This is a genomic window from Streptomyces sp. NPDC104307 (assembly GCF_055584045.1).
In genome coordinates, this window is sequence record NZ_JBVJMU010000016.1 from 158,642 (window position 1) to 182,362 (window position 23,721).

At 71.9% G+C, this 23,721-nt stretch carries 20 protein-coding genes and 1 pseudogene; 14 read left to right on the forward strand and 7 right to left on the reverse strand.

Translation table 11 applies throughout. The features are described from left to right. Positions 1–50 precede the first annotated feature (50 nt). On the reverse strand, positions 51–1,910 hold the full coding sequence (locus tag ACZ601_RS31060; protein WP_469544265.1) for an ABC transporter ATP-binding protein: 1,860 nt from the start codon (positions 1,908–1,910) through the stop codon (positions 51–53). Beyond that, the gene (locus tag ACZ601_RS31065) at positions 1,907–3,775 is read right to left on the reverse strand and encodes an ABC transporter ATP-binding protein (protein WP_469544267.1); all 1,869 of its coding nucleotides are present in this window, start codon (positions 3,773–3,775) and stop codon (positions 1,907–1,909) included. The genes ACZ601_RS31060 and ACZ601_RS31065 overlap by 4 nt, the downstream gene beginning before the upstream one ends. A gap of 165 nt (positions 3,776–3,940) precedes the next feature. Here ACZ601_RS31065 and ACZ601_RS31070 point away from each other — a divergent pair, with 165 nt between their 5' ends. The 5 genes from ACZ601_RS31070 to ACZ601_RS31090 all read left to right on the forward strand — a co-directional run bounded on the left by ACZ601_RS31070 (position 3,941) and on the right by ACZ601_RS31090 (position 8,679). Next, the gene (locus ACZ601_RS31070; RefSeq protein ID WP_469544269.1) at positions 3,941–4,825 is read left to right on the forward strand and encodes a tetratricopeptide repeat protein; all 885 of its coding nucleotides are present in this window, start codon (positions 3,941–3,943) and stop codon (positions 4,823–4,825) included. 103 nt (positions 4,826–4,928) lie between these two features. Further along, a complete protein-coding gene (locus ACZ601_RS31075) occupies positions 4,929–5,867 on the forward strand; it encodes an ABC transporter ATP-binding protein (protein WP_469544271.1) in 939 nt (312 codons plus the stop codon). 1 nt (position 5,868) lies between these two features. After that, positions 5,869–6,657 carry an ABC transporter permease gene (locus ACZ601_RS31080; protein WP_469544273.1) on the forward strand — a complete coding sequence of 263 codons (789 nt, stop codon included), beginning with the start codon at positions 5,869–5,871 and terminating at the stop codon, positions 6,655–6,657. Between the two features lie 57 nt (positions 6,658–6,714). Next, positions 6,715–7,989, forward strand: a complete 1,275-nt coding sequence (locus ACZ601_RS31085; RefSeq protein WP_469544275.1) for a sensor histidine kinase — start codon at positions 6,715–6,717, stop codon at positions 7,987–7,989. A gap of 39 nt (positions 7,990–8,028) precedes the next feature. Further along, a complete protein-coding gene (locus ACZ601_RS31090; protein WP_469544277.1) occupies positions 8,029–8,679 on the forward strand; it encodes a response regulator in 651 nt (216 codons plus the stop codon). 27 nt (positions 8,680–8,706) lie between these two features. On the opposite strand, the gene glgX is transcribed toward ACZ601_RS31090, so the two are convergent. Beyond that, positions 8,707–10,899: a glycogen debranching protein GlgX gene (gene glgX, locus ACZ601_RS31095; RefSeq protein ID WP_469544329.1), complete on the reverse strand. Its 2,193-nt coding sequence runs from the start codon at positions 10,897–10,899 to the stop codon at positions 8,707–8,709. A gap of 204 nt (positions 10,900–11,103) precedes the next feature. On the opposite strand from glgX, the gene ACZ601_RS31100 reads away from it, so the two are divergent. The 7 genes from ACZ601_RS31100 (at position 11,104) to ACZ601_RS31130 (ending at position 18,604) form a co-directional block, all read left to right on the forward strand. Then, a complete protein-coding gene (locus ACZ601_RS31100; protein ID WP_469544279.1) occupies positions 11,104–12,336 on the forward strand; it encodes a L,D-transpeptidase in 1,233 nt (410 codons plus the stop codon). A 258-nt stretch (positions 12,337–12,594) separates the two neighbouring features. Beyond that, a complete protein-coding gene (locus ACZ601_RS31105) occupies positions 12,595–13,851 on the forward strand; it encodes a L,D-transpeptidase (RefSeq protein WP_469544281.1) in 1,257 nt (418 codons plus the stop codon). 253 nt (positions 13,852–14,104) lie between these two features. Continuing rightward, positions 14,105–14,539, forward strand: coding sequence for a cold-shock protein (locus ACZ601_RS31110; protein WP_440573347.1), 435 nt, complete (start codon positions 14,105–14,107; stop codon positions 14,537–14,539). A gap of 113 nt (positions 14,540–14,652) precedes the next feature. Beyond that, on the forward strand, positions 14,653–15,420 hold the full coding sequence (locus ACZ601_RS31115; protein ID WP_401928062.1) for an enoyl-CoA hydratase/isomerase family protein: 768 nt from the start codon (positions 14,653–14,655) through the stop codon (positions 15,418–15,420). 251 nt (positions 15,421–15,671) lie between these two features. Then, positions 15,672–16,187, forward strand: coding sequence for an ATP-binding protein (locus tag ACZ601_RS31120; protein ID WP_469544332.1), 516 nt, complete (start codon positions 15,672–15,674; stop codon positions 16,185–16,187). Between the two features lie 411 nt (positions 16,188–16,598). Continuing rightward, complete coding sequence (locus ACZ601_RS31125) at positions 16,599–17,414, forward strand: polysaccharide deacetylase family protein (RefSeq protein ID WP_469544284.1); 816 nt, start codon at positions 16,599–16,601, stop codon at positions 17,412–17,414. Continuing rightward, on the forward strand, positions 17,414–18,604 hold the full coding sequence (locus ACZ601_RS31130) for a YVTN family beta-propeller repeat protein (RefSeq protein ID WP_469544285.1): 1,191 nt from the start codon (positions 17,414–17,416) through the stop codon (positions 18,602–18,604). The genes ACZ601_RS31125 and ACZ601_RS31130 overlap by 1 nt, the downstream gene beginning before the upstream one ends. Before the next feature lie 34 nt (positions 18,605–18,638). Here ACZ601_RS31130 and ACZ601_RS31135 read toward each other — a convergent pair whose 3' ends face one another. After that, positions 18,639–19,277, reverse strand: coding sequence for a GNAT family N-acetyltransferase (locus ACZ601_RS31135; protein WP_469544287.1), 639 nt, complete (start codon positions 19,275–19,277; stop codon positions 18,639–18,641). A gap of 145 nt (positions 19,278–19,422) precedes the next feature. On the opposite strand from ACZ601_RS31135, the gene ACZ601_RS31140 reads away from it, so the two are divergent. Beyond that, the gene (locus ACZ601_RS31140; RefSeq protein WP_311303104.1) at positions 19,423–19,638 is read left to right on the forward strand and encodes an EF-hand domain-containing protein; all 216 of its coding nucleotides are present in this window, start codon (positions 19,423–19,425) and stop codon (positions 19,636–19,638) included. Positions 19,639–19,694: 56 nt separating this feature from the next. Here ACZ601_RS31140 and ACZ601_RS31145 read toward each other — a convergent pair whose 3' ends face one another. Then, positions 19,695–20,126 carry an STAS domain-containing protein gene (locus ACZ601_RS31145; protein ID WP_469544289.1) on the reverse strand — a complete coding sequence of 144 codons (432 nt, stop codon included), beginning with the start codon at positions 20,124–20,126 and terminating at the stop codon, positions 19,695–19,697. 233 nt (positions 20,127–20,359) lie between these two features. Here ACZ601_RS31145 and ACZ601_RS31150 point away from each other — a divergent pair. Continuing rightward, positions 20,360–20,890: pseudogene (locus ACZ601_RS31150) on the forward strand (CopD family protein); the annotation flags it as partial. 9 nt (positions 20,891–20,899) lie between these two features. Here the strand turns inward: ACZ601_RS31150 and ACZ601_RS31155 are convergent. Together ACZ601_RS31155 and ACZ601_RS31160 are read right to left on the reverse strand one after the other, a co-directional pair. Further along, on the reverse strand, positions 20,900–22,432 hold the full coding sequence (locus tag ACZ601_RS31155) for a carboxylesterase/lipase family protein (RefSeq protein ID WP_469544291.1): 1,533 nt from the start codon (positions 22,430–22,432) through the stop codon (positions 20,900–20,902). A gap of 378 nt (positions 22,433–22,810) precedes the next feature. Beyond that, positions 22,811–23,695 carry a terpene synthase family protein gene (locus tag ACZ601_RS31160; RefSeq protein ID WP_469544293.1) on the reverse strand — a complete coding sequence of 295 codons (885 nt, stop codon included), beginning with the start codon at positions 23,693–23,695 and terminating at the stop codon, positions 22,811–22,813. Between the last annotated feature and the right edge of the window lie 26 nt (positions 23,696–23,721).

Genomic DNA, 23,721 nt, shown 5'->3' on the forward strand with positions numbered 1-23,721 from the left:
TGCGGAGGGCCAAAGAGGTGATCTTTGGCCGGATCCGCTCTCGGCCGGTATCAGACCAGGCTCTCCCGCCACACCCGGTGCAGCCCCGCGAACCGGCCCGTGCCGCCGATGAGTTCGGCGGGGGCGCCGTCCTCCACGATGCGGCCGTGCTCCATCACCAGGACCCGGTCCGCGATCTCCACGGTCGACAGCCGGTGGGCGATCACCACCGCGGTGCGGCCGTGCAGCACGGTGTCCATCGCCCGCTGCACCGCACGTTCGCCCGGGATGTCGAGGGAGCTGGTCGCCTCGTCGAGGATCAGCACCGCCGGGTTCGCCAGCAGGGCGCGGGCGAAGGCGACCAACTGGCGCTGGCCGGCCGAGATCCGGCCGCCCCGCTTGCGTACGTCGGTGTCGTAGCCGTCGGGCAGGCCGCTGATGAACTCGTGGGCGCCGATCGCCTTCGCGGCCCGCTCGATCTCCTCGCGGGTCGCGTCCGGGCTGCCGATCGCGATGTTCTCGGCGACGGTCCCGGAGAACAGGAACGCCTCCTGGGTCACCATCACCACCCCGCGCCGCAGTTCGGGGACGGCGAGATCCCGCAGGTCGGCCCCGTCCAGCAGCACCCGGCCCTCGGTCGGGTCGTAGAAGCGGGCCAGCAGCTTGGCGAGCGTCGACTTGCCGGCGCCCGTCGAACCCACCACGGCCAGCGTCTGGCCGGCCGGTACGGTCAGATCGAAGCGGGGCAGCACCTCACCACCCGTGCGGTAGGCGAAGCTCACCGCGTCGAAGACCACCTCGCGGCCCGGCAGTTCGCCCTTGAGCGGCGGCAGCTCCCGGGGTTCCAGGGCCTCCGGGACCGTCGGGGTCTGGGCCAGCAGGCCCGCGATCTTCGCCAGTGAGGCCGCCGCCGACTGGTAGGAGTTCAGGAACATGCTGAGCCGGTCGATCGGGTCGTACAGCCGCCGCAGGTACAGCACCACCGCGGCCAGCACTCCGAGGGCCAGGGTGCCGGAGGCGACCCGGTAGGCACCCCACAGCACGATGGCGGCCACCGCGGTGTTGGCGATCAGCCGGGACCCGACGACATAACGCGCGTTCTCGATCATCGCGGCGCCGTTGGTGCGCCGGTGCTCGTGGTTCAGCTCCTGGAACACCGCGTCGTTGACCGGCTCCCGGCGGAACGCCTGGACGGGCCGGATGCCGTTCATCGTCTCCGCGAACTTCACGATGACCGCGGCGATCGCCGTCGACCGGGCGGCGAAGATGACTCCGGCCCGGCGCTGGTACTGCCGCACCAGCAGATACAGCGGGGCGAAGGAGAGCACGGCGACGGCGCCCGTCGCGAGATCCAGCCAGAGCAGCATCAGGGAGATGGAGACGAAGGAGAGGACGACCCCGATCAGCTCCTGGAGCCCCTCGCTGAGCAGCTCCCGCAGCGACTCCACATCGGTGGTGGAACGGGAGATCAGCCGCCCGGAGGTGTACCGCTCGTGGAAGTCCACGCTCAGGGCCTGGGCATGGCGGAAGATCCGGCCGCGCAGATCGAGCAGGGCGTCCTGGTTGACCCCCGCCGAGGCCCTGATGAACGCGTACTGCATGGCTCCCGCACCGGCCGCGCAGAGGGCGTAGCCGAGGCCCACGGCGATCAGCGGCCCGTAGTCCTCGTCCCGGAACGCGGGCACCCCGCTGTCGATGGCGTACGCGACGAGCAGCGGCCCCGCCTGCACCGCGATCTGCTGGACCAGCAGGAACAGCGCGGCCACCACCACCCGGGCGCGGTGCGGGCGGAGCAGTGACAGGAGGAGCTCGCGCGTCGCGCCACGGGGAGTGGGCAGGTCATCGCGGTCGAAGGAGTCCCTGGGGGCCGGGGCCGGGGCGGCCTTCTCTTCGTCGTCCTCCGTGGGCCGCCCCGTCGTGGTGCTGGTCATCGGCTGCTGCCCTCCTCGGCAGGGGCGTACATGCCCAGCGTGTCGGTGGTGGGTCCGGGGGCCGGCGGGAACGAGTCCGGGTCGTCCGGGAGGTCCGCGCCGGACATCAGCCAGGCGTACTCGGCGTTGCCGCGCAGCAGCTCCTGGTGGGTGCCGACCGCGCTGATCCGGCCCTCCGACAGGAGCGCCACCCGGTCCGCGAGCATCACGGTGGACGGCCGGTGGGCGACCACCACCGCCGTGGTCTCCTTCAGCACACTGCGCAGCGCCGCCTCGACCAGCGTCTCCGTGTGCACGTCCAGCGCGGAGAGCGGGTCATCGAGCACCAGGAAGCGCGGCCGGCCGACGACGGCGCGGGCCAGCGCGAGGCGCTGGCGCTGACCGCCGGACAGGCTCAGCCCCTGCTCGCCCACCTGGGTGCCGGTCCCGTGCGGCAGATCGTGGACGAAGTCGGCCTGCGCGACAGAAAGGGCTCGCCGCAACTCGTCCTCGCCCGCGCCCTCCGCGCCCATCAGGACGTTCTCCGCGACGCTCGCGGAGAAGAGCGTCGGCTCCTCGAACGCCACGGACACCAGCTCCCGCAGCCGCTCGCGCGGCATCGCGGTGATGTCCTCGCCGTCCAGGGTGATCCGCCCCGACGTGGCGTCGTGCAGCCGGGGCACCAGCGCGGTGAGCGTGGTCTTGCCGCTTCCGGTGGCCCCGACCAGGGCCATTGTCTCGCCGGGCCGGATCCGCAGATCGATCCGGTCCAGCACCGGAGCGGAGTCCGGCGCCGCGTCCGGGTAACGGAACCGGACCCCCTCGAAGACCATGCCGCCCGCACCGGACCCCGCCCCGGACGAGCCCGCCACCCGCTGCGTCGCGGTCTCCTTCTCCTCGGCCACGTCCATCACCTCGAAGAACCGGTCGGTCGCCGACGCCGACTCCTGGCACATCGCCAGCAGGAAGCCGATCGACTCGACCGGCCAGCGCAGCGCGAGCGCCGTCGAGAGGAAGGCGACCAGTGTGCCCGCCGACAGACCGCCGTCCGCCACCTCGATGGTGCCGAGCACCAGCGCGGCCCCGATGGCGAGTTCGGGGATCGTCGTGATGAGGGCCCAGATGCCCGCGAGCAGCCGCGCCTTGTCCAGTTCCGTGGCCCGCAGCCGCCGCGCGAGGGCGCGGAACGCCAGTGCCTGGCTGCGGTGCCGGCCGAAGCCCTTCACGATCCGGATGCCGAGCACGCTCTCCTCGACCACCGTCGTCAGGTCCCCGACCTGGTCCTGGGCGCTGCGCGCCACCAGCGAGTACTTCGCCTCGAAGACCGAGCAGACGATCATCAGCGGTGCGACGGGGACCAGCAGCACCAGGCCGAGCGTCCACTCCTGGCCGAGCAGAATCACGAACCCGACCACGATGGTGGTCGAGTTGACCACCAGATAGGTCAGCGGAAAGGCCAGGAACATCCGCACCAGCATCAGGTCCGTGGTCCCGCGCGACAGCAGCTGGCCCGACGGCCACCGGTCGTGGAAGGCCACCGGCAGCCGCTGCAGATGCCGGTACAGGGCGGCCCGCATCGACGCCTCGACGCCGGCCAGCGGACGCGCCACCACCCAGCGCCGGAGGCCGAACAGGAACGCCTCCGCGATCCCGAGCAGCAGCAGGTACAGCGCCCCGAGCCAGACGCCGCCCGGGTCCCGGCCGGCGACCGGGCCGTCGACCATCCACTTCAGCACGAGCGGGATCACCAGCCCGAGGCACGAGGCGACGACGGCGATCAGGACGGCGGACGAGAGCCGGGCCCGCACCGGCTTCACGTACGGCCACAGCCGCATCAGGGAGCGTGCGGTGGACCGGTCTTTGGGCTCTACATGTTCTTCGGGCATCAGGCGCGAGCCTACGGTTCACCACTGACATCGCTCATCTGAATTTCCGGCCCAGGCCGCAGCTTGACGCAAAGCACACCGCGTCCGATATTTGGTCGGCCCCGGGGAGGGGCGGCTGTCGCGGGTCACGCGCGGCCGGGGCGGTGAACATCAGGGGCGGGACACATGACGACGACCGACGTGTACAACGAGCGCTGTGAGCAGCTCTTTCTCGCGGGAGGCCTCGCCGGGGTCCGGCGCACCGCCACCCAGGGGCTCGACGAGTCGGGGCCGCACGCGGATCTGTACTGCTGGCTGGCCGTGGCGCACGCCTCGGAGGACGACGACGACCACGACACCGAGGCCGAACGCGCCTTCCGCAGAGGGCTGGCCCTGGACGCGGACCATCTCGGACTGCTGGCCGGATACGCCGAGCTGTGCCTGCGCAGCGACTCGTTCGACTACCCGGGCCGTGCCGCCCGTGCCGCGGAGCTGACCCGACGCCTCGAAGAGCTCGCCCCCGACTCCGCGGAGAACGCTCAGCTGCGGGCCGCCCATCGCTGGGCCGGCCGCGGCTACTGGCAGGACCTGCGGATGTCGGCCGCGGAGACCGCCGTGAAGCGGCGGGAGCGCGAGACCCGGAGCGACGAGATCGCCCAAGCCCTCAAGGGCCGGGGGCCGGGGGAGGCGCGGGCCGAGGCCCGGGCCGCCGCCGCGGCCCGGCCCGACGACCGGCGGGCCGCCGTTCTCGCGGACACACTCGAAGCGCTCTCCGGGCCGGGGACCGGCTGGCTGCGCTGGGCCGCCCGGCATCGTGCGGAGGCGTGGGCGGTGTCGTTCGCGCTCTCGGCGCTGACGAGTCTGCTGCTCCGGACGACCGGCGTGGTCCACGGGTTCGGTCCCTGGGGGCTGCTGTGGATGGCGCCGATGCTGCTGGCCGACGCAAGGCTCACGTCGGTACGCAAGGAGGCCGAACGGCTGGCCGTGGCACGCCTGGAGGCACGGCTGTCGGAGAGCGAGGAGGCCGGTTCCGCCACCGGGCCGGCCACCAACGCCGACGCGGGCGCCTGACGGCCCGCAAGACGGTCGTAGTCCGGCATCAGCCGATCGGCTGATGCCGGTTCGAGCGCGATGGCGGATGGAGCACGCGGGCCGGGGCCGGGATGCTCGTGGCATGGCAATCATCGAAGTGGACGGGGTGCGCAAGGCCTACGCCGGACGCCCCGCGGTGGACGGGGTGAGTTTCACCGTCGAGGAGGGGGAGATCTTCGGGATCCTCGGCCCCAACGGCGCCGGCAAGACCACCACCGTCGAATGCGTCGAGGGACTGCGGGTCCCCGACTCCGGTACGGTCCGCGTCGCCGGGCTCGACCCCGTCGCCGACCACGAGCGGGTGACGCTGCTGCTCGGCGCCCAGCTCCAGGAGAGCGAACTCCAGCCCAAGATCACGGTGGGCGAGGCGCTCGAACTGTACAGCGCGTTCTACCCGGACCCCGCCGACTGGCGGTCACTGGCCGAACGCCTCGGCCTGCACACCAAGCTCACCACCCGGTTCGGCCTGCTCTCCGGCGGTCAGAAGCAGCGGCTGTCCATCGCGCTCGCCCTCGTCGGCAGTCCCCGGGTCGTGGTCCTCGACGAGCTGACCACCGGCCTCGACCCGCGCGCCCGGCGCGACACCTGGAAGCTGATCGAGGAGGTGCGGGACAGCGGCGTCACGGTGCTGCTCGTCACCCACTTCATGGAGGAGGCCCAGCGGCTCTGCGACCGGATCGCCGTGATCGACAAGGGCCGGCTCGCCGCCCTCGACACCCCCTCCGGGCTGATCGCCAAGGCCGCCAGCTCCACGGTCATCTCCTTCACGCCCTCGCAGCCGCTCGACGACGATGAACTGACCCGGCTGCCAGGCGCCGCCTCGTACGAGAGCCGGGGCGGCCGGATCGTCATCAACGGCACCGACGAGACCGTCAACGCGGTGATCTCGCTGCTGGCCCGGCTCCGTATCACCGCGCACCAACTGCGCGTCTTGGAAGCCACCCTGGACGACGCGTTCCTCGACCTCACCGAGCACTCCGGCCCGGCCGACGGCCACGACCTCATGGAACGGGGAGTCTGAGATGGCTACTTCGCACACCGCCCCCGCACGCACTCCCCGCGCCATCCCCTCCGGCGCCTCGTTCGCGGTCCTCAGGTCCGAGACCAGGCTCTTCCTGCGAGAGCCCGGCAGCCTCTTCTGGATCCTGGTCTTCCCGACCGTCCTGATGACGGTCCTGGGACTGATCCCGTCGTTCCGGGAGCACGACGACGGACTCGGCGGCCGGCGCGTGATCGACCTCTACGTCCCCGTGGCGGTGCTGCTCGCCATGATCATGGCCGGGCTCCAGGCGATGCCGCCCGTACTGACCGGCTACCGCGAGCGCGGCATCCTGCGCCGGATGTCCACCACTCCGGTGCGACCCGCGGCCCTGCTCGGCGCGCAGATCGTCCTGCACGGTGTGGCGGGGCTCGGTTCCGCCGTGCTGGTGATGGCGGTCGGCCGGATCGCGTTCGGAGTGCGGCTGCCCGGACAGCCCTTCGGCTACCTGCTGGCGCTGCTGCTGGCCGTCGCCTGCGTGCTGGCCCTGGGCTCGCTGGTCTGCGCGGTCTCCCGCACCACCAAGATCTCGGCCGCCATCGGCTCGGTCGTCTTCTTCCCGATGATGTTCACCGCGGGCGTCTGGGTGCCGGTGCAGGCCATGCCCGGCACCCTCCGCCGCATCGTCCAGGTCACCCCGTTCGGCGCGGCCTCTCAGGCGCTGGACCGGGCGGCCTCCGGAGCCTGGCCGAGCTGGGCCTACCTCGGGGTGATGGTGCTGTGGGCCGCGGCGGTGGCGGCGGTCGCGATCCGCACGTTCCGCTGGGAGTGAGGGGAGCAGGGGGAGTAGGAGGAGTAGGGGGAGCAGCGGATCGGGGAGACTTCAGCCATGTACGCGGGTGAGAGCGAAGCCGTGACCGGGGCGCCGACGGCCGAGCAGTGGTGGGAGCGGTTCTTCCGGTACGGGCCGTACGGACTGCTCGCCCTGGCCACCGCGGTCTCGGCCGTCACCGGTGACCTCATCATGTCCCGGCAGGACGTGTACGCCGTCTCGGTCCTCGTCCCGCTGGCCCTCGTCCTCCAGCTCGGGTGGGGACGGTCGCGGGCGGCGGCGGGTTCGCGGGCGGCGCAGTCCTACTTCGTCGTCCGCACCCTGCTGGCCTTCGGGCTGACCTGGTGCAACCCGTTCTTCGCCATCTTCACGACGCTCGGCTACTTCGACGCCGCCCGGCTGCTTCCGCGCAGGGGCGTCAGGGCCGGGCTGCTGGCCACCGCCGCCATCATGGCGGGCTCGCAGTCCGGCAGCGGCCTGCCGCCCGTCAGCCTCATGAACTGGGTCGCCTTCGTCATCCTCTTCGCCCTGCACGGGACCCTCACCATGGTCTTCGCCCAGATCGGCAGCCGGGAGGCGGAGCAGTCCCGTACCCAGGACGAGACCATCGCCGCACTGGAGTCCGCCAACGCCCGGCTCGAACAGGCCATGGCGGAGAACGCCGGACTGCACGCCCAGCTCCTCGTCCAGGCCCGTGAGGCCGGGGTGGCCGACGAGCGGAGGCGGCTGGCCGCCGAGATCCACGACACCATCGCCCAGGGGCTGACCGGAATCATCGCCCAGCTCCAGGCCGTGACGTCGGCGGCGGTCACCGATCCGGAACTGGCCGGCCAACACCTCCTGCGGGCCACCGCGCTGGCCCGGCACAGCCTGGGCGAGGCGCGCCGCTCCGTGCACGATCTGGTCCCGGCCGCGCTGGAGCACGACGACCTGCCCGGCGCCCTCAAGAAGACGGTCACCAGCTGGTCCGAACGTACCGGCGTCCGGGCCGAGTTGACCGTCACCGGTACGGCGGAGCCGCTGCACGACGAGGTCGGCGCCACCCTGCTCCGGATAGCGGAGGAGGCCCTCGCCAACGCCGGCCGGCACGCCGCCGCCTCCCGGACCGGCGTCACGCTGTCCTACATGGGCGACGAGATCACCCTCGACGTCCGGGACGACGGGCGGGGCTTCGACCCGGGCGCGCTGGAGCCGTACCGGGGCGCCGGCGGGTTCGGGCTCGGCGGCATGCGGGCCCGCGCCGAACGCATCGCGGGCACGGTCGAGGTGGAGACGGGCCCCGGCCTCGGCACCGCGGTCTGCGCCCGGGTCCCGCTGGTCCGCGACGACTGAGCGACCGCACCGCCCGCGGGCACAGTACGGTGGGCCGCTATGGCTGAGGAACCCGCGCGCGTCATCACGCTGATCGTCGTCGACGACCACCCCGTCGTACGGGACGGACTGCGCGGCATGTTCGCGTCCGCGCCGGAGTTCGAGGTGCTCGGCGAGGCGGCCGACGGTGTCGAGGGCGTCGAGATGGCCGTCCTGCGCGACCCCGACGTCGTCCTGATGGACCTCCGGATGCCCGGCGGCGGCGGAGTCGCGGCGATCACCGAACTGACCCGGCGCGGCGCCCGCTCCAGGGTCCTGGTCCTCACCACGTACGACACCGACTCCGACACCCTGCCCGCGATCGAGGCCGGTGCGACCGGATACCTGCTCAAGGACGCCCCGCGCGAGGAGCTGTTCACCGCGGTGCGCGCCGCCGCCGACGGCCGCACCGTCCTGTCGCCCGCCATCGCCTCCCGGCTCATCTCACGGGTGCGCGCGCCCGCCGCGTCCGGCGGCGAGACGCTCTCCGCGCGGGAGCGCGAAGTGCTCGGACTCGTCGCCAGGGGGACGTCGAACCGGGAGATCGCCGCCGTGCTGTTCATCAGCGAGGCCACGGTGAAGACCCATCTCACCCATGTCTTCGCCAAGCTGGGCGCCAAGGACCGCGCTGCGGCCGTCGCCGTCGCGTACGACCGGGGCATCCTGGGCTGAGCGGCTGTTGTCCAACCCCCGCCGGGCTCACTCCCGTACCCGCAGCAGCAGGACCGATCTCGCGGGCACCGTGAGGGCCGAGTCGCCCCGGTGGACGGTGCCCGGTGCGGTGGACTGGTCCTCTCGCGCGGTGTCCAGGACCAGTTCGTACTCCCGCGCCCACGGCGCCCCCGGCAGCCGGAAGTCCACCGGGCGGTCACCGGCGTGCAGCACCGCGAGGAAGCTGTCGTCGCTCACCTGCTCGCCCCGGGCGTCCCGGCCCGGGATGTCGCGGCCGGAGAGGTAGAGCCCGACCGTCGCGGCCGGCGCGTACCAGTCCTGCTCCGTCATCTCGGCCCCCTGCCGGGTGAACCACGCCAGGTCCCGCAGCCCGTCCGGGGCCTGCGGCCGGCCGGAGAAGAAGGCGCGGCGGCGCAGCACCGGATGGGTGTGGCGCAGCGCCAGCACCCGGGCCGTCAGCTCGGTCAGCGCGCGCCACCGCGGCTGCTCCAGCAGCGACCAGTCGACCCAGCTGATCTCGTTGTCCTGGCAGTAGGCGTTGTTGTTGCCGCCCTGGGTGCGGCCCATCTCGTCGCCCGCGACCAGCATCGGCACCCCGGTCGACAGCAGCAGGGTGGTGAGGAGGTTGCGCAGCTGGCACAGGCGCAACGCGTTGACCTGGGGGTCGTCACTCTCGCCCTCGGTGCCGCAGTTCCAGGACCGGTTGTCGGAGGTGCCGTCGCGGTTGCCCTCGCCGTTGGCCTCGTTGTGCTTCTGCTCGTAGCTCACCAGGTCCCGCAGGGTGAAGCCGTCGTGCGCGGTGACGAAGTTGACCGAGGCGTACGGGCGGCGGCCGCCCCACGCGTACAGGTCGCTCGATCCGGTCAGCCGGTAGCCGAGATCGCGTACGTCGGGCAGCGCGCCGCGCCAGAAGTCCCGCACGGCGTCGCGGTAGCGGTCGTTCCATTCGGTCCACAGCGGCGGGAAGGCGCCGACCTGGTAGCCGCCGTTGCCCACGTCCCACGGCTCCGCGATCAGCTTCACCCGGCGCAGCACCGGGTCCTGGGCGATCACCGCGAGGAACGGGGAGAGCATGTCGACGTCGTGCATCGAGCGGGCGAGCGCCGCCGCCAGGTCGAAGCGGAAGCCGTCCACGCCCATCTCGGTGACCCAGTACCGCAGCGAGTCGGTGATCAGCCGCAGCACGTTCGGCTGCACCACGTGCAGGGTGTTGCCGCAGCCGGTGTAGTCCGCGTATCTGCGGGCGTCGGACTGGAGCCGGTAGTAGCCGCGGTTGTCGATGCCGCGCAGCGACAGCATCGGGCCCAGCTCGCCCGCCTCCGCCGTGTGGTTGTAGACCACGTCGAGGATCACCTCGATCCCGGCGTCGTGCATCGCGCGGACCATCCGCTTGAACTCGCCGACCTGCTGGCCCGCGGTGCCGCTCGCGGAGTAGCCGGCGTGCGGGGCGAAGTAGCCGATCGAGTTGTAACCCCAGTAGTTGTGCAGCCCGCGCCGCAGCAGATGGTCCTCATGGGCGAACTGGTGCACCGGCAGCAGCTCCACCGCCGTCACCCCGAGGTGCTTCAGATGGCCGATCGCCGCGGGGTGCGCGAGTCCGGCGTAGGTGCCGCGCAGCTCCTCCGGGATGCCGGGGTGGCGCTCGGTGAAGCCGCGCACGTGCAGTTCGTAGATGACGGAGTCGGCCCAGGGCGTCTTGGGCCGCCGGTCCTCCGCCCAGTCGTCGTCATCGTGGACGACCACCCCTTTGGGGACGTACGGGGCGGAGTCCCGTTCGTCGCGCACGGTGTCCGCGACCTGCTGTTCCGGCCAGTCCCTCACATGGCCGTACACCTCGGCCGGAAGGGTGAAATCGCCGTCCACGGCCCGTGCGTACGGATCGAGGAGCAGCTTCGCCGCGTTCCAGCGGGCGCCCGTCCACGGGTCCCAGCGGCCGTGCACCCGGTAGCCGTAGCGCCGGCCGGCCCGCACACCGGGGACGAAGCCGTGCCAGATCTCGTGGGTCAGCTCGGTCAGCGGCAGCCGGGTCTCGGTGCCGTCCTCCTCGAAGAGGCACAGCTCCACGGCCTCCGCGCCGCCCGCCCAGAGCGCGAAGTTGGTGCCCGCCACCCCGTCGGGCCCCACCCGGAAGCGGGCTCCGAGCGGCGTCGGCGTACCGGGCCACACGTCGGGCGCCCGCTGTCCTGGGGCGACCGCGGGCCGCTCCACCGCCCGGTCCACCGGCCCCGGACACGTCTTCGGCACTGCCTCCTGCTCGGCTGCGCTCGACACCTGTTCGCCTCCCGCGGCTCTTGGGGGACCGGCACCGAAAGGGAGCGCGCGGCGTCCCGGCCGCGGCTCCCCGAGTGTGGTCGTCCCCTCTGTTCTGCCCACGAGTGGCCCCGCACTCACGTTTCCCTCCGGCGGCCACGTCGTTGGGGGGACGTGAACCACGTAGCGAAGAAGGCAGGCGCGAGACAGGCCACCGTGCTGAGACGGTCGGGACTGCTCGTCGTACTGGCCGTACTGGTTGTTCTGACCGGCTGTTCGGGCGCCGGTTCGATCATCGGCGGGAAGTCCCGGTCGCCGCAGGAGGCGATCCGGATCACCCCGCAGGACCGGGCCCAGGACGTGAAGGCGGACGCCGAGGTCGCGGTGAAGGTCCCGGACGGGCGGCTGGAGAGCGTCAAGGTGACCCGGATCGAGGACGCGCAGCGGGAGGAGGTGCGGGGCCTGATCGCGAAGGACGGCCTCTCCTGGGCTCCGCAGGGCTCGGCGGGCCGGCTCGGGCTCGCCGCCAAGTACAGCGTCGACGCGGTGGCGGTGGACGGCGCGGGGCACCGCTCGGCCCGCCACACCACCTTCACCACGGTGGTGCCCGAGCACCGCTTCATCGGCTACTTCAAGCCGGAGAACCGGTCCACGGTCGGCACCGGCATGATCGTCTCCTTCGAGTTCAACCGGCCGGTCACCCGCCGGGCGGCCGTGCAGCGCGCCATCCGGGTGACCAGCGATCCGCCGGTCGAGGTGGCCGGGCACTGGTTCGGCGCCGACCGGCTCGACTTCCGCCCGGCCGCGTACTGGGAGCCGGGCACCGAGGTCACCGTCGAGGTGGGGCTGCGTGATGTGGAGGGGGCGCCGCAGGTGTACGGCAGCCAGCGCAAGACCATCCGATTCACCGTGGGCCGGGAGCAGATGTCCCGGGTGGACTCGGCCGCGCACACCATGCAGGTGCGCCGGGACGGGCAGCTCGTCTCCACGGTCCCGATCACGGCGGGCTCCCCGACGACGACCACGTACAACGGCAAGATGGTGGTCAGCGAGATGCACGAGGTGACCAGGATGGACGGGCGGACCGTCGGCTTCGGGGGCGAGTACGACATCAAGGACGTACCGCACGCGATCCGGCTCACCAAGTCCGGCACCTTCCTGCACGGCAACTACTGGTCCGACGACGACATCTTCGGCTCGACCAACGTCAGCCACGGCTGCATCGGCCTCCGTGACGAGCAGGGCGGCAGCGGGTCCACCCCGGCCGGCTGGTTCTTCGACCGGACCCTCATCGGTGACGTCGTCGAGGTCGTCAACTCCAAGGACAAGCAGGTGGCCCCGGACAACGGGCTGAGCGGCTGGAACCTGAACTGGAAGCAGTGGAAGGCGGGTTCCGCCGTGCACTGAGCCTCGCCGGCCCGTTCCGGAGTCCTCCGGGACGGGCCGGGCCGCCGCTCTGTACGGCCCCTCGCGCGGGCAGCGCCCCCGACCAGCGGAAGTCCGAGACGAGTTGGGACGGAACGGTGACATTCCGGGGGAGAGCTGCCCGCAGTCGGTGTGATTATCTTTCGCTGAGCGCGCATATGCAGCGCGCGGGGGCGGGAGCCTGCGAGCTCCCAGGGCCGGCCTTGGCGGGGCCAGGCCGTGCGAGGGGAGACGACCACATTGAACGGGCAGCCGATATCGGGGACATCGGTCAGGGCGGGCAGCGGGCGGCGCGGACGCGGGACCACCGGACTGCTGGCCCTGGTGCTGGGCGCGCTGCTGCTGCTGGTGACGGCATGCGGCGGCGAGGACAGCGGGGACGCGGGCAAGGGCGGCGCCGGCAAGGGCGGGGCGAAGGGCGGTGACACCAGCGCCTCCCAGGCCGTGGTGAAGGTCGCCCCGCAGGACGGTGCCGACTCCGTCGCCACCAGCGGGGCGCTGAAGATCTCGGCCGAGCGGGGGAAGCTCTCCACGGTCAAGGTCTCCGACTCCAAGGGGGCCGAGGTCGCGGGGAAGATCGCGGCGGACGGCACCAGCTGGGAGCCTGACCAGCACCTGGCCTCCGCGACCAAGTACCAGGTCCACGCCGTGGCGAAGGACGAGAAGGGCCGTGAGTCCGCCAAGGACACCGCCTTCACCACGCTGGTCCCGAAGAACACCTTCATCGGGCAGTACACCCCGGAGGACGGTTCCACGGTCGGTGTCGGCATGCCGGTCTCGATCCACTTCACCCGGGGGATCACCGACCCGGAGGCCGTCGAGAAGGCCATCAAGGTGACGGCGGACCCGGCCGTCGAGATCGCGGGCCACTGGTTCGGCAACGACCGCCTGGACTTCCGGCCGCAGGACTACTGGGCCGCCGGCACCAAGGTGACCGTGAAGCTCGACCTCGACGGCGTCGAGGGACGCCCCGGGGTCTACGGCAAGCAGGCCAAGACGGTGTCGTTCACCGTCGGCCGCCGGCAGGTCAGCACCGTGGACGCGAACACCCACCGGATGAAGGTCGTCCGCGACGGCAAGCAGATCAAGGACATCGCGATCTCCGCCGGCGCCCCGGCCACCACCACGTACAACGGCAAGATGGTCATCAGCGAGAAGCTCCGGGTGACCCGGATGAACGGTGACACCGTCGGCTTCGGCGGCGAGTACGACATCAAGGACGTGCCGCACGCGATGCGCCTGTCCACGTCCGGCACCTTCATCCACGGCAACTACTGGGGCGGTTCCGGCGTCTTCGGCAACACCAACACCAGCCACGGCTGCGTCGGCATGCTGGACGCGCGCGGCGGCGGTGACTCGGGTACCCCGGCGGCGTGGTTCTTCGACAACTCGCTCATCGGTGACGTCGTGGTCGTGACGAACTCCCACGACAAGACGATCCAGCCGGACAACGGCCTCAACGGCTGGAACATGGACTGGTCGCAGTGGACCAAGTAGCTCCGCGGCACTGACCACGGACCCGCGTGACACCGGCCCCGGACCACAGTGTGGTCCGGGGCCGGTGTCACGCGTTCGGGACAGCCCGTAAGGTCACTGCGCCCGGGGCGAGGCGGGCCGGGGCAGGATCTGGCACAGTGGTGCGCAGGAAGTCGCAGGGCGGGTCCGGAGTGGTGTACGAGGTCCGGGCCCAGCTGCTGCGGCAGGGGTACCCCGGGCACGGGTCCGGGGTTTCGTTGAGAGGTTGGTTCTGATGGTCACCGGTCGTGTGGTGCGGTTCGACGGCGTCAAGGGTTATGGGTTCATCGCTCCCGATCACGGGGGCGAGGATGTCTTCCTGCATGTGAACGATCTCCGCATCCCCGAGGCCTCCCTCAGGCCCGGTCTGATGGTCGGGTTCGAGATCGAGGAAGGCGACAGGGGGCTGAAGGCGTCCGCGGTGCAACTCGCCCCCGGCAGCGGCAATGCGGCTTCGGGCTCCGGGTTCCAGGGGCGCTCCGAGTCCCCTGCCAGGCAGGTCGTGGACGGCGACGACGTGCTGTGCGACGTGCTCAACTCCCAGGAGTACGTGCGGGACGTGACCGAGGTGCTGCTGGAAGCGGCGCCCGGCCTCACCGCCGCGCAGATCCTCCAGGCGCGTCAGGCGCTGCTGCGGTTCGCCAAGCAGCACGGCTGGGTCGAGGGCTGAGAGCCGCCCGGGGCCTGTGACGAACGGCACCGGCCCCGGGCCTGTCCGGCATCACGTGAGCGCCGGTGCGGACCGGTCGGCACGTGGGGGGCGGCCGGTCTAACCTGCCTCCCATGACCGTAACCCTCGAAGTAAGCGGCGGCGTCGGCACGATCCGGCTGGACCGTCCGCCGATGAACGCCCTGGACATCGCCACCCAGGACCGGCTGCGCGAGCTGGCGGAGGAGGCCTCCGGGCGCGACGACGTGCGCGCCGTGGTGCTCTACGGCGGCGAGAAGGTGTTCGCGGCGGGCGCGGACATCAAGGAGATGCAGGTGATGGACCACCCGGCGATGGTGGTCCGGTCCAAGGCACTGCAGGAGTCCTTCACCGCGGTGGCCAGGATCCCCAAGCCCGTCGTCGCGGCCGTCACCGGCTACGCGCTCGGCGGTGGCTGCGAGCTGGCCCTCTGCGCCGACTTCCGGATCGCCGGGGACAACGCCAAGCTCGGACAGCCGGAGATCATGCTCGGACTGATCCCGGGCGCCGGCGGCACCCAGCGGCTCGCCCGTCTGGTGGGCCCCGCCAAGGCCAAGGACCTGATCTTCACCGGCCGCCATGTGAAGGCCGAAGAGGCGCTCGCCATGGGTCTGGTGGACCGGGTCGTACCGGCCGCCGAGGTCTACGAGCACGCGCACGCCTGGGCCGCGAAGCTGGCGAAGGGCCCCGCCCTCGCGCTGCGCGCCGCCAAGGAGGCGGTGGACGCGGGCCTGGAGACGGACATCGACACGGGCCTCACGATCGAACGCACCTGGTTCGCCGGACTCTTCGCCACGGAGGACCGGGAGCGCGGTATGCGCAGCTTTGTGGACGAGGGACCGGGCAAGGCCAAATTCCTCTGACCGAACGCCAGTTGGGAACAGATCGCGGCGCGTTCATCCGTGCGGGCGGATTAGCTGAGCCTTAAGGCAACCTTAAGGCTCAGCGCTCCGCCGGTCTCGGCAAACCCGCTCCGATGCGGCGTTCGCGCAGGTCGGCCGGGGTGCGAGTGGGGGCATTTTGCCGGTGGCATATGCCAGAAGGTCGCTGCGGAATGGCTGATTCCGGGGTGGGGATTCCCCTGGAACGGCCCCGGAGTGTCCGCCTTGCGGCCATGATGGTGTCCATGGCGGGCCTGGAGGGTGTGGAGCAGCCGCGACAGCGCAGCAGCGCGACAGCGGCACGGAGGATGCCGGCCGTCGAGGACGAACAGGCGTTCAAGGCGCTGGAGTTGTTCGGTAACCCGACGGAGGGCGAGGTCCGGCTGCCCTCCCGTCCGGAATCCGCGGCCACCGCCCGCCGGCTCACCTCCTGCGTGGTGCTGCGTCAGTGGGCGCTCTCCCCGCAGACCGGCGAGTACGCCGTGCTGCTCGTCTCCGAACTCGTCGGCAACGCGGTGCGGCACACCGGCGCCAGGGTCTTCGGTCTGCGGATGCTGCGCCGCCGTGGCTGGATCAGGATCGAGGTGCGCGACCCCTCGCGCGGACTGCCCTGCCTCATGCCCGTACAGGCGATGGACGTCAGCGGGCGGGGCCTCTTCCTCGTCGACAAGCTCTCCGACCGGTGGGGCGTGGATCTGCTGCCGCGCGGCAAGATCACCTGGTTCGAGATGCGGATCTCCGACCGCTGACGCCCCCCGGTGACGGCCCCCGCGGGCTCCGGACGCACAGAAGCCCCCGGTTCGGCCGTGGTGCGGCGCTGCGGGGGCTGCTGTGTGGGGGGCCGTGAAATGGGGGGTGTGTCCACGGCCGCTTATGACGACCCGGCCCGGGTCAGTGCGGGTCGTGTCACCGACTATGGCAGACGGGCGACTACATCGCCAAAGCCGCAAATCGCCCATTCATGGATAGTTCCAGTGATTCTTGCAATGAATCTTAGGTGTGATGAGTCACTTGCCTGGAAATCCATGAGTGCTGCTGGGGCTTCGCGAGTGATTCATTGATCCCTGCAGATGTCGATCGTGCGCATCCGTGTGATCGTCGAAAGCGGCGATAAGGGTCAATTGTTATTTTCCTGACAGTCCGCACTTACTGTTCTGCGCATGAACGTCTCCGCCACACCGGTGCACCGCCGCAGCGCCCTGCGCGCAGGGACCGGGGCCGCCCTCGCCGCCGCCCTCGCCGCCGGTTGCGGGGACCGGGAATCAGGCGGCCCCGCCGACAGAGCAGCGAAGACCCTCACCCACCCGGCACCGAGGAAGCCGGCCGCCTCCGCCGGAGCGCACGCCCCCGCACCCGCCCCGCGCCGCTTCCCCGGGCAGCCGGTGCAGATCGATCACGGCCCCCGCGACCGCGCCCGTGTCGCCCTCACCTTCCACGGCCAGGGCGACCCCGCCATCGCCAGGACCGTGCTGGCGGAGGCCGAGCGGGCCGGAGCGCGGGTCACCGTCCTCGCGGTCGGCGGCTGGCTCGACGAACACCCCGAGATGGCCCGCCGGATCCTCGACGGCGGCCACGACCTCGGCAACCACACCCAGCGGCATATCGACATCTCCTCGATGGACGAGGCGCAGGCGTACGCGGAGATCACCGGCTGCGCCCAGCGGCTGCGACGGCTCACCGGCTCCATCGGCACCTGGTTCCGGCCCTCGCGCACCCAGTACGCCACCCCGCTCGTCCAACGGCTCGCCGTCCGCGCGGGCTACCCGCACGTCCTCTCCTACGACGTGGACTCCCTCGACTTCACCTCGCCCGGCGCCGCGGCCGTCACCCGCAAGGTGGCCGGCGAGATCCGCAACGGATCGGTGGTGAGCATGCACTTCGGCTACGCGGACACGGTCGCCGCGCTGCCCCTCCTCCTCACCGAACTCGACCGCCGCCAACTGCGCGCGGTGACGACCACGGAGCTGTTGACCTGATGCATCCCTCCACCACACGCACCGCGGCCCTGCTCGGGGGCGTCCTGCTCGCCGCACTCACCGGCTGCGGCACCCCCGCCGCGAAGCCGGCGTCAGACACCGCGACCGAGGCCGCCGCGCCACCCGCCAGAGCCAAGCACGTCACCCCACCCGCGCCGCCCGGACTGGCCGGGATGCCCCCGGTGCTCGACCCCGCGAACGTGTACGCGGCCGACGCCGCCGGAAAGCTGTCACCGGCCGTCAAGGGCTTCCCGTCCCGGGTGTACGTGCCCAACACCAACTCCAACACGGTGACGGTGATCGACCCCGCCACGTACAAGGTCATCAAGACCATCCCGGTCGGCCGGCAGCCGCAGCACGTCGTCCCGTCCTGGGACCTGAAGACCCTCTGGGTCAACAACGACGTCGGCGACAGCCTCACCGCGATCGACCCGGCGACCGGCGAGGCGGGGAAGACGGTCGACGTCTCCGACCCGTACAACCTCTACTTCACGCCGAACGGCAAGTACGCCATCGTGATGGCCTCGATGGACCGTCAGCTGGTCTTCCGCGACGCGCACACCATGAAGACGGCCAAGGCCGTCCCGGTCAGCTGCGCGGGGGTGAACCACGCGGACTTCTCGGCGGACGGCCGGTACTTCATCGTCTCCTGCGAGTTCTCCGGCGAACTCCTCAAGGTCGACACGGCGAGGATGAAGGTGGTGGGCAAGCAGAAGCTGCCGTTCAAGGGCGCCATGCCGCAGGACGTGAAGCTGTCTCCCGACGGAAGCACGTTCTACATCGCGGACATGATGGCGAACGGCATGTGGGTGCTGGACGGGAAGAAGTTCACCACCCCGAAGCTGCTGCCCACCGGCAAGGGCTGCCACGGGCTCTACGTCAGCCGCGACGCCAAGGAGATGTACATCTCCAACCGGGGCGAGGGCTCCGTCTCCGTCTTCGACTTCGCACAGCGGAAGCTGGCGAAGAAGTGGCATCTGCCGGGCGGCGGCAGCCCCGACATGGGCGGCGTCTCCGCCGACGGCAAGGTCCTCTGGCTGACCGGGCGCTACAACTCGGAGGTGTACGCGATCGACACCACCAGCGGCAAGCAGCTCGCCCGGATCCCGGTAGGCAGCGGACCGCACGGCCTCGCCGTCTACCCGCAGCCGGGCCGCTACTCGCTCGGCCACACCGGCGTCTTCCGTTGAGCCCGTCCCTTCCGGGCCTCCGCCGGCCGGTGGCTCAGCCCTGGACGAACAGCGCCTCCGAGCCCACCGGCCGGTAGCCCGCGGCCTGGAACGTCCGCACACTGCGGGCGTTGCCCGGAGACTGCTGCGCCCACACCACCGCGTCCGGCACCAGCTGCCGGGCCGCCCGCGCCAGTCGTTCACCGAGCCGCCGCCCGCGCGCCTCCTCGGCCACCTCGATCGCGGTCTCCCAGCGTCCCGCGACACCGCGGCCGAGGATCAGCACCCCGCCGTCGGCTCCCCAGACCCGCACCTCGTCGCGGAACCTCATCGCCCGTGCCACCCGAGGGTGTTCGGGGTCCCGGATCTCGCGCAGCTCCAGCTCCGGAGTGCCCGGCAGCGTGGGTGCGACCGTGAGCAGGTCGATCGTGTTCATGTGCCGGCCGGTCCGGGCCATCAGCGCGCCGAGGAAGTGCGGGTTCATCGTCGCGGCGAGCGCGTCACCGGGGGTGCCGGCCAGGGCGGCCCGCACCCACCGGGGGTCCTCGTCCGTGAACACCACCGAGTGCGCGGTGAATGCCAGCACCCCGGCGTCCCGCGCGTTCGGCCGGCGCACCACCGTCGTGGAGCCGTCCGGCGGCGGGAACCGCCCCTGCGCCGCGGCTGCCAGAATCCCCGCCAGTGCCTCGGTCATCGCGCCGTACCCTCCCCGTCCCTGGCCGCCGTCTGCCGGCCGGCGGACGGTCCCCACCATGATCGACGACCGGCCGCCGCGACCGCCATCCGTGTCGCCCGTTAATCTGACCTCCGTCATATAGGCATTACGAAGGGGCGGAACAGTGGCGGACATCGAGTCGGCGCGCAAGGCGTTCGAGCGGTACGACCTGAACAGCGACGGGCTGATCTCGGCTGCCGAGTACAAGAGCGTCATGGCCCAGCTGGGGGACCCCTACGTCACCGAGCCGGTCGCGCAGGCCGTGATCAACTCCCACGACGCGAACGGTGACGGGCTGCTCACCTTCGACGAGTTCTGGGCCGCGCAGAACAAGGGCTGACGGCAGCCGTCCCAGGACCCCCGGCCGGCGGGCCGGGGCCACTGGACCGGCCTCGCTCACGGCCCGGACGCGCCGGTCCCACCGTCCCGCGGTTCCGGCGTCTCCTGCGCGCCGAAGGCGTCGTCCGGCGTCGCCACCGGGCGGAACAGGTCGTGCAGCCGGCCCGCCCGCAGCAGCCGCAGGATCCGCGGGCAGTCGCAGACGAGCCAGAACCGCCCGTCCCGGTCCAGCGCCCGCCGCCGGGCCCGGCACAGCAGCGTCAGCCCCGAGCAGTCGAGGAAACTCACCTCGGTCAGGTCGACCACCACATGCGGTGACCCGGCAGAGGTGGCGCCGTCCAGAGCCGGGGCGATGAGCGTCGCGGTCGCGATGTCGATCTCGTCGCGCAGTGCCACCACCGTCCGGCCGCTCCTGCGGTACACGTGGCCGCACGGTTCGGGCAGGGGGACCAGCGTGGGGGATGCCGTGGGGGGCAGCCTCTCGGTCATGATGCCTCTCCTCGCAGCGCCGAATCCGCGGAGGCACCCGGGCCTGGGTGACTGTCAGTGGGGTGACAGTCGGTGAACCTAACCCGAGGCTCGCGGCGAGCGGGGATGCAGAAACGTTCGCGCCTGCCGTAATGCGTCCTTCCGGGTGAATGTTCGATGGTGCCGTGGACGTCGGGGGCCCATTTGTGTGTTTGTCGGCCAGGGAGGAGGCGGGCGGTGCACCCCTCCCGCGTGCCCGCACCCGCCCGCCGCAGGCTGTCGCCCCGCTCGCCCTCGTCGTCGGCGCGGAGGCGTTGCGCGCCCACCCGGAGGCGTACAGCCCGATGCTGGGCGCCGCGCTCACCGTCGTCCATCTGACCGCCGCCTCGCTCTGGTGCGGCGGGCTGCTCCACGTGCTGCGCACCATGCGGCTGTGGCGGCGGACCGGGCCCGGCGCCGCCCGCGCGCTGCTCGGCCGCTACGCCCGGCTCGCCGACTGGCTGTACGCGGCCCTCGCGGTGACCGGCACCTGCAGCGCGCTGCGCCGGCTGCCGCCCGATGTCGTCCTCGCCTCGGCGTACGGGCGCACCCTGCTGGCCAAACTGGTGCTGGTGGCCGTCGTGAGCGCGCTGGCGCTGGGCGCGCGCCGGAGGCTGGCGGCGGACCCGGATCCGACGGCCGCCCACCGCCGGGCGCGCCGCGAACTGGTGGCGCCGGCCGCCGTCGTGTTCGTGTCCGCGGTACTGACCGTCGTACCCGACCCGCACTGGCTCAGCACCCGCTGACCGCCGCGCTCAGCGCCCGTCGCGGTACGGCGCCCAGCCGCGCAGCTCGTCGTCGCGCGGGGCGCGCGCCGTCGCGGGGGCGCCGGGGCCGAAGAGCATCACCGGCCGCGAGGCGTCCCAGCCGGGCCAGCCGGGGTCGCCGGAGACCGCGAAGCGCACCCACGCCGCGTGCATCGCGCCGGCCAGCTCGCGGGGCGCGTCCCGGCCCGCGAGCAGCACCGCGTCCGGCCGGTCCAGGTTGTCGAAGACGAACCCGACCTCCAGCCCGTGGCAGGCGCCGAGCCGCTGTACGGGGGACGGCCAGCCGAACTCGTAGAGGTGGGTCGAGCCGGCGGTTCCCGCGCGGGCGTCGGCCAGCCGGTTCAGCGGGACGCGCAGCAGGAGATCGGTGGCCAGGGCGCCGAGCAGTTCGCCGGGGGTGGCCTCCGGCCGGTTCGCCCGGTAGGTACGGGCCGTGGCGCCCGGCACCCGGAACTTCAGCAGGGCGAGGCGGAGTTTCGTGCGCGAGAGCCGCTCGGTGAGCCCGCTGGGTACGAACCAGAGCCGGTACTCCTCGGTGTTGGAGCCCATCAGCAGATCGACGCCGGAGGCGGCACCGTCCCGCAGGGCCTCGGCCGGATCGCGGGGCAGCAGCTCGCCGTCCACCACGACCTGGAAGGAGTTCCCGCCGGTCAGCGGGGAGCCGCCGCTCGTCACCGCCGTCTGCGCCGCCAGCAGCGCGGCGGGGTCGACGGCGGACAGGGCCCGCGCCGTCGCGGCCGTCCCGAGCCGTTTCGCTATCAGCTCGGTGGTGCGGCGGGCCTTGTCCACGGGGAGCGCGGACGGGGCCCCGCTCTGCAGCACCGCACGCCGGAACAGCCCCCGGGACCGTGGCGCGGCGAGCAGTGCGGCGATGCTGATGGCCCCCGCCGACTCGCCGCACACCGTCACCAGGTCCGGATCGCCGCCGAACGCCGCGATGTTGTCCCGCACCCAGCCGAGCGCCGCGAGCTGGTCGAGCAGCCCCAGGTTGGCGGGCGCGTCCGGGAACACCCCGAACCCCTCGATGCCGAGCCGGTAGTTGAGCGACACGAGGACCACGCCGTCGCGGGCGAAGGCGGCCCCGTCGTACAGCGGAACGGCGGAAGAGCCGTGCAGCAGCGAGCCGCCGTGTATCCAGACGAGGACGGGCAGCCCGGTGCGGCCGGGCGACGGGGTCCACACGTTGAGGTTGAGGCAGCCGTCGCCGTCCACCTCGGGGTCCGGCAACAGCCGGTCCAGCGGCGGCGCGTACGGCCGCTTCGGCGCGGTCGGACCGAAGGCCACCGCCTCGCGTATCCCTTCCCAGGGTTCCGCCGGCGCCGGCGCCCGGAACCGGTGCGCGCCTACTGGCGCCGCCGCGTACGGGATGCCTCGGAAGACGGCGACACCCTGTTCGTACGTGCCCCGGACGGTGCCCTGGACAGTTTGGGAGTGCGGGGCGGTCCGGTCGGCGCAGGCGCCGAAGGCGGCCTCGTGCGCGGGCTCCTGGGCGGACGCGGACGGGGATGCGGATGCGGGCACGGACGCGGAGTCGGGCTCTGGTTCCGGCTCGGACGCGGATCCGGATCCGGATATCGGAGGAGGTGCGGCGGTCATGGATGCCTCCAGCCCTTCTGCGGTACGGCCGGCGAGTTCGGGTCATCAAAACCGCCGCCTGGCATCGGGCGTACGTACCAGCACATCACGGTAGGGGGCGGTCGGCCATTCGTGGGGGACGGCGGAGCCGGACAGCGGCCGCTTTCAGCGGCGCGCGTTTCCGGTCACGGGCGGACCGGCCGGGGCCGGACGACGGATGGGGACGACGAATGTCCGGAAATCGCTGCTCTGTTCCCGCATTCCGGCGCCGGGCGCCGTCGGGGCAGGGCCCGGCGGGGGTGTCGGGCCCCGCCGGGCGCCCCGTCAGGCGGCGAAGTTCCGGGACAGCGAGTCCTGTTCGTCGATCTCCAGGAGGTCGGGACGGGTGTAGCGTTCCGCCCGCGCGTGGTAGTCGAAGTCCCCTCGCACGAGCCCCCGGTAGTCCTGGACACAGCGTTCCAGGGCGGCTCGCGGGAGGCCCTCGATTCCGGCCGCCTCCATCTCCTCCTCCAGTTCCTTCTCGGCCCGCTGCACGCGGTCCGCGATACGGGCCAGCAGGATTCCGGCCTCGTCGGCGGCTTCCTGGAGCGTGCCCCCGCGGTCCCGCTGGATCAGCCGCACCGTGTTGTGCTCATAACCGAGAAGAGCCTCCTTCTCGAACGAGCAGATGTCATTGCAGAGACCCGAGTGATCGGTCACCGCATTGCGCAGCGCGATATAGGCGGGAAGGCTCCGGGCGGATTCCGGGAGATCGATTCCGGCAGCGATCTCGTGCAGGTCGAGGAACGGCTGCATGGCCACCGAATCGCGGCGGTGCTTCACGAAATCGGCGGTGCTCGGCACATGGCCCGCCGCCCGGTCGACCGCCTCGGCGTAGTACGTCCACAGCCACGCGGCGGTGTCCCTGCGGAACTGCCGTACCCAGTGCGCCGGCCGGTCCGTGCAGGTCCGGACTAACAGTTCGCCGAGGGCGTTCTCCATGGGGCCGACCGGTGCGCGGGCGCCGTCGAGCACGTCCACCAGATGGGTGATCGCCGACTCGCACAGCCCGGGGTCGCGGCCGGCCGGACCGTCGTCGAACTCGTCGTCGACGAGGAAGGCCCAGAAAAGCCACTGGCAGAACAGGTCGAGGTGTTTCTGTGAGGCCTGGGGGAAAATCAGGGAGATCCAGAGCTCGGGGCGGGTCCGGAGCATTTTCTTGTGAGCCACCGGCGACAGCACGAGATCGCTGGACT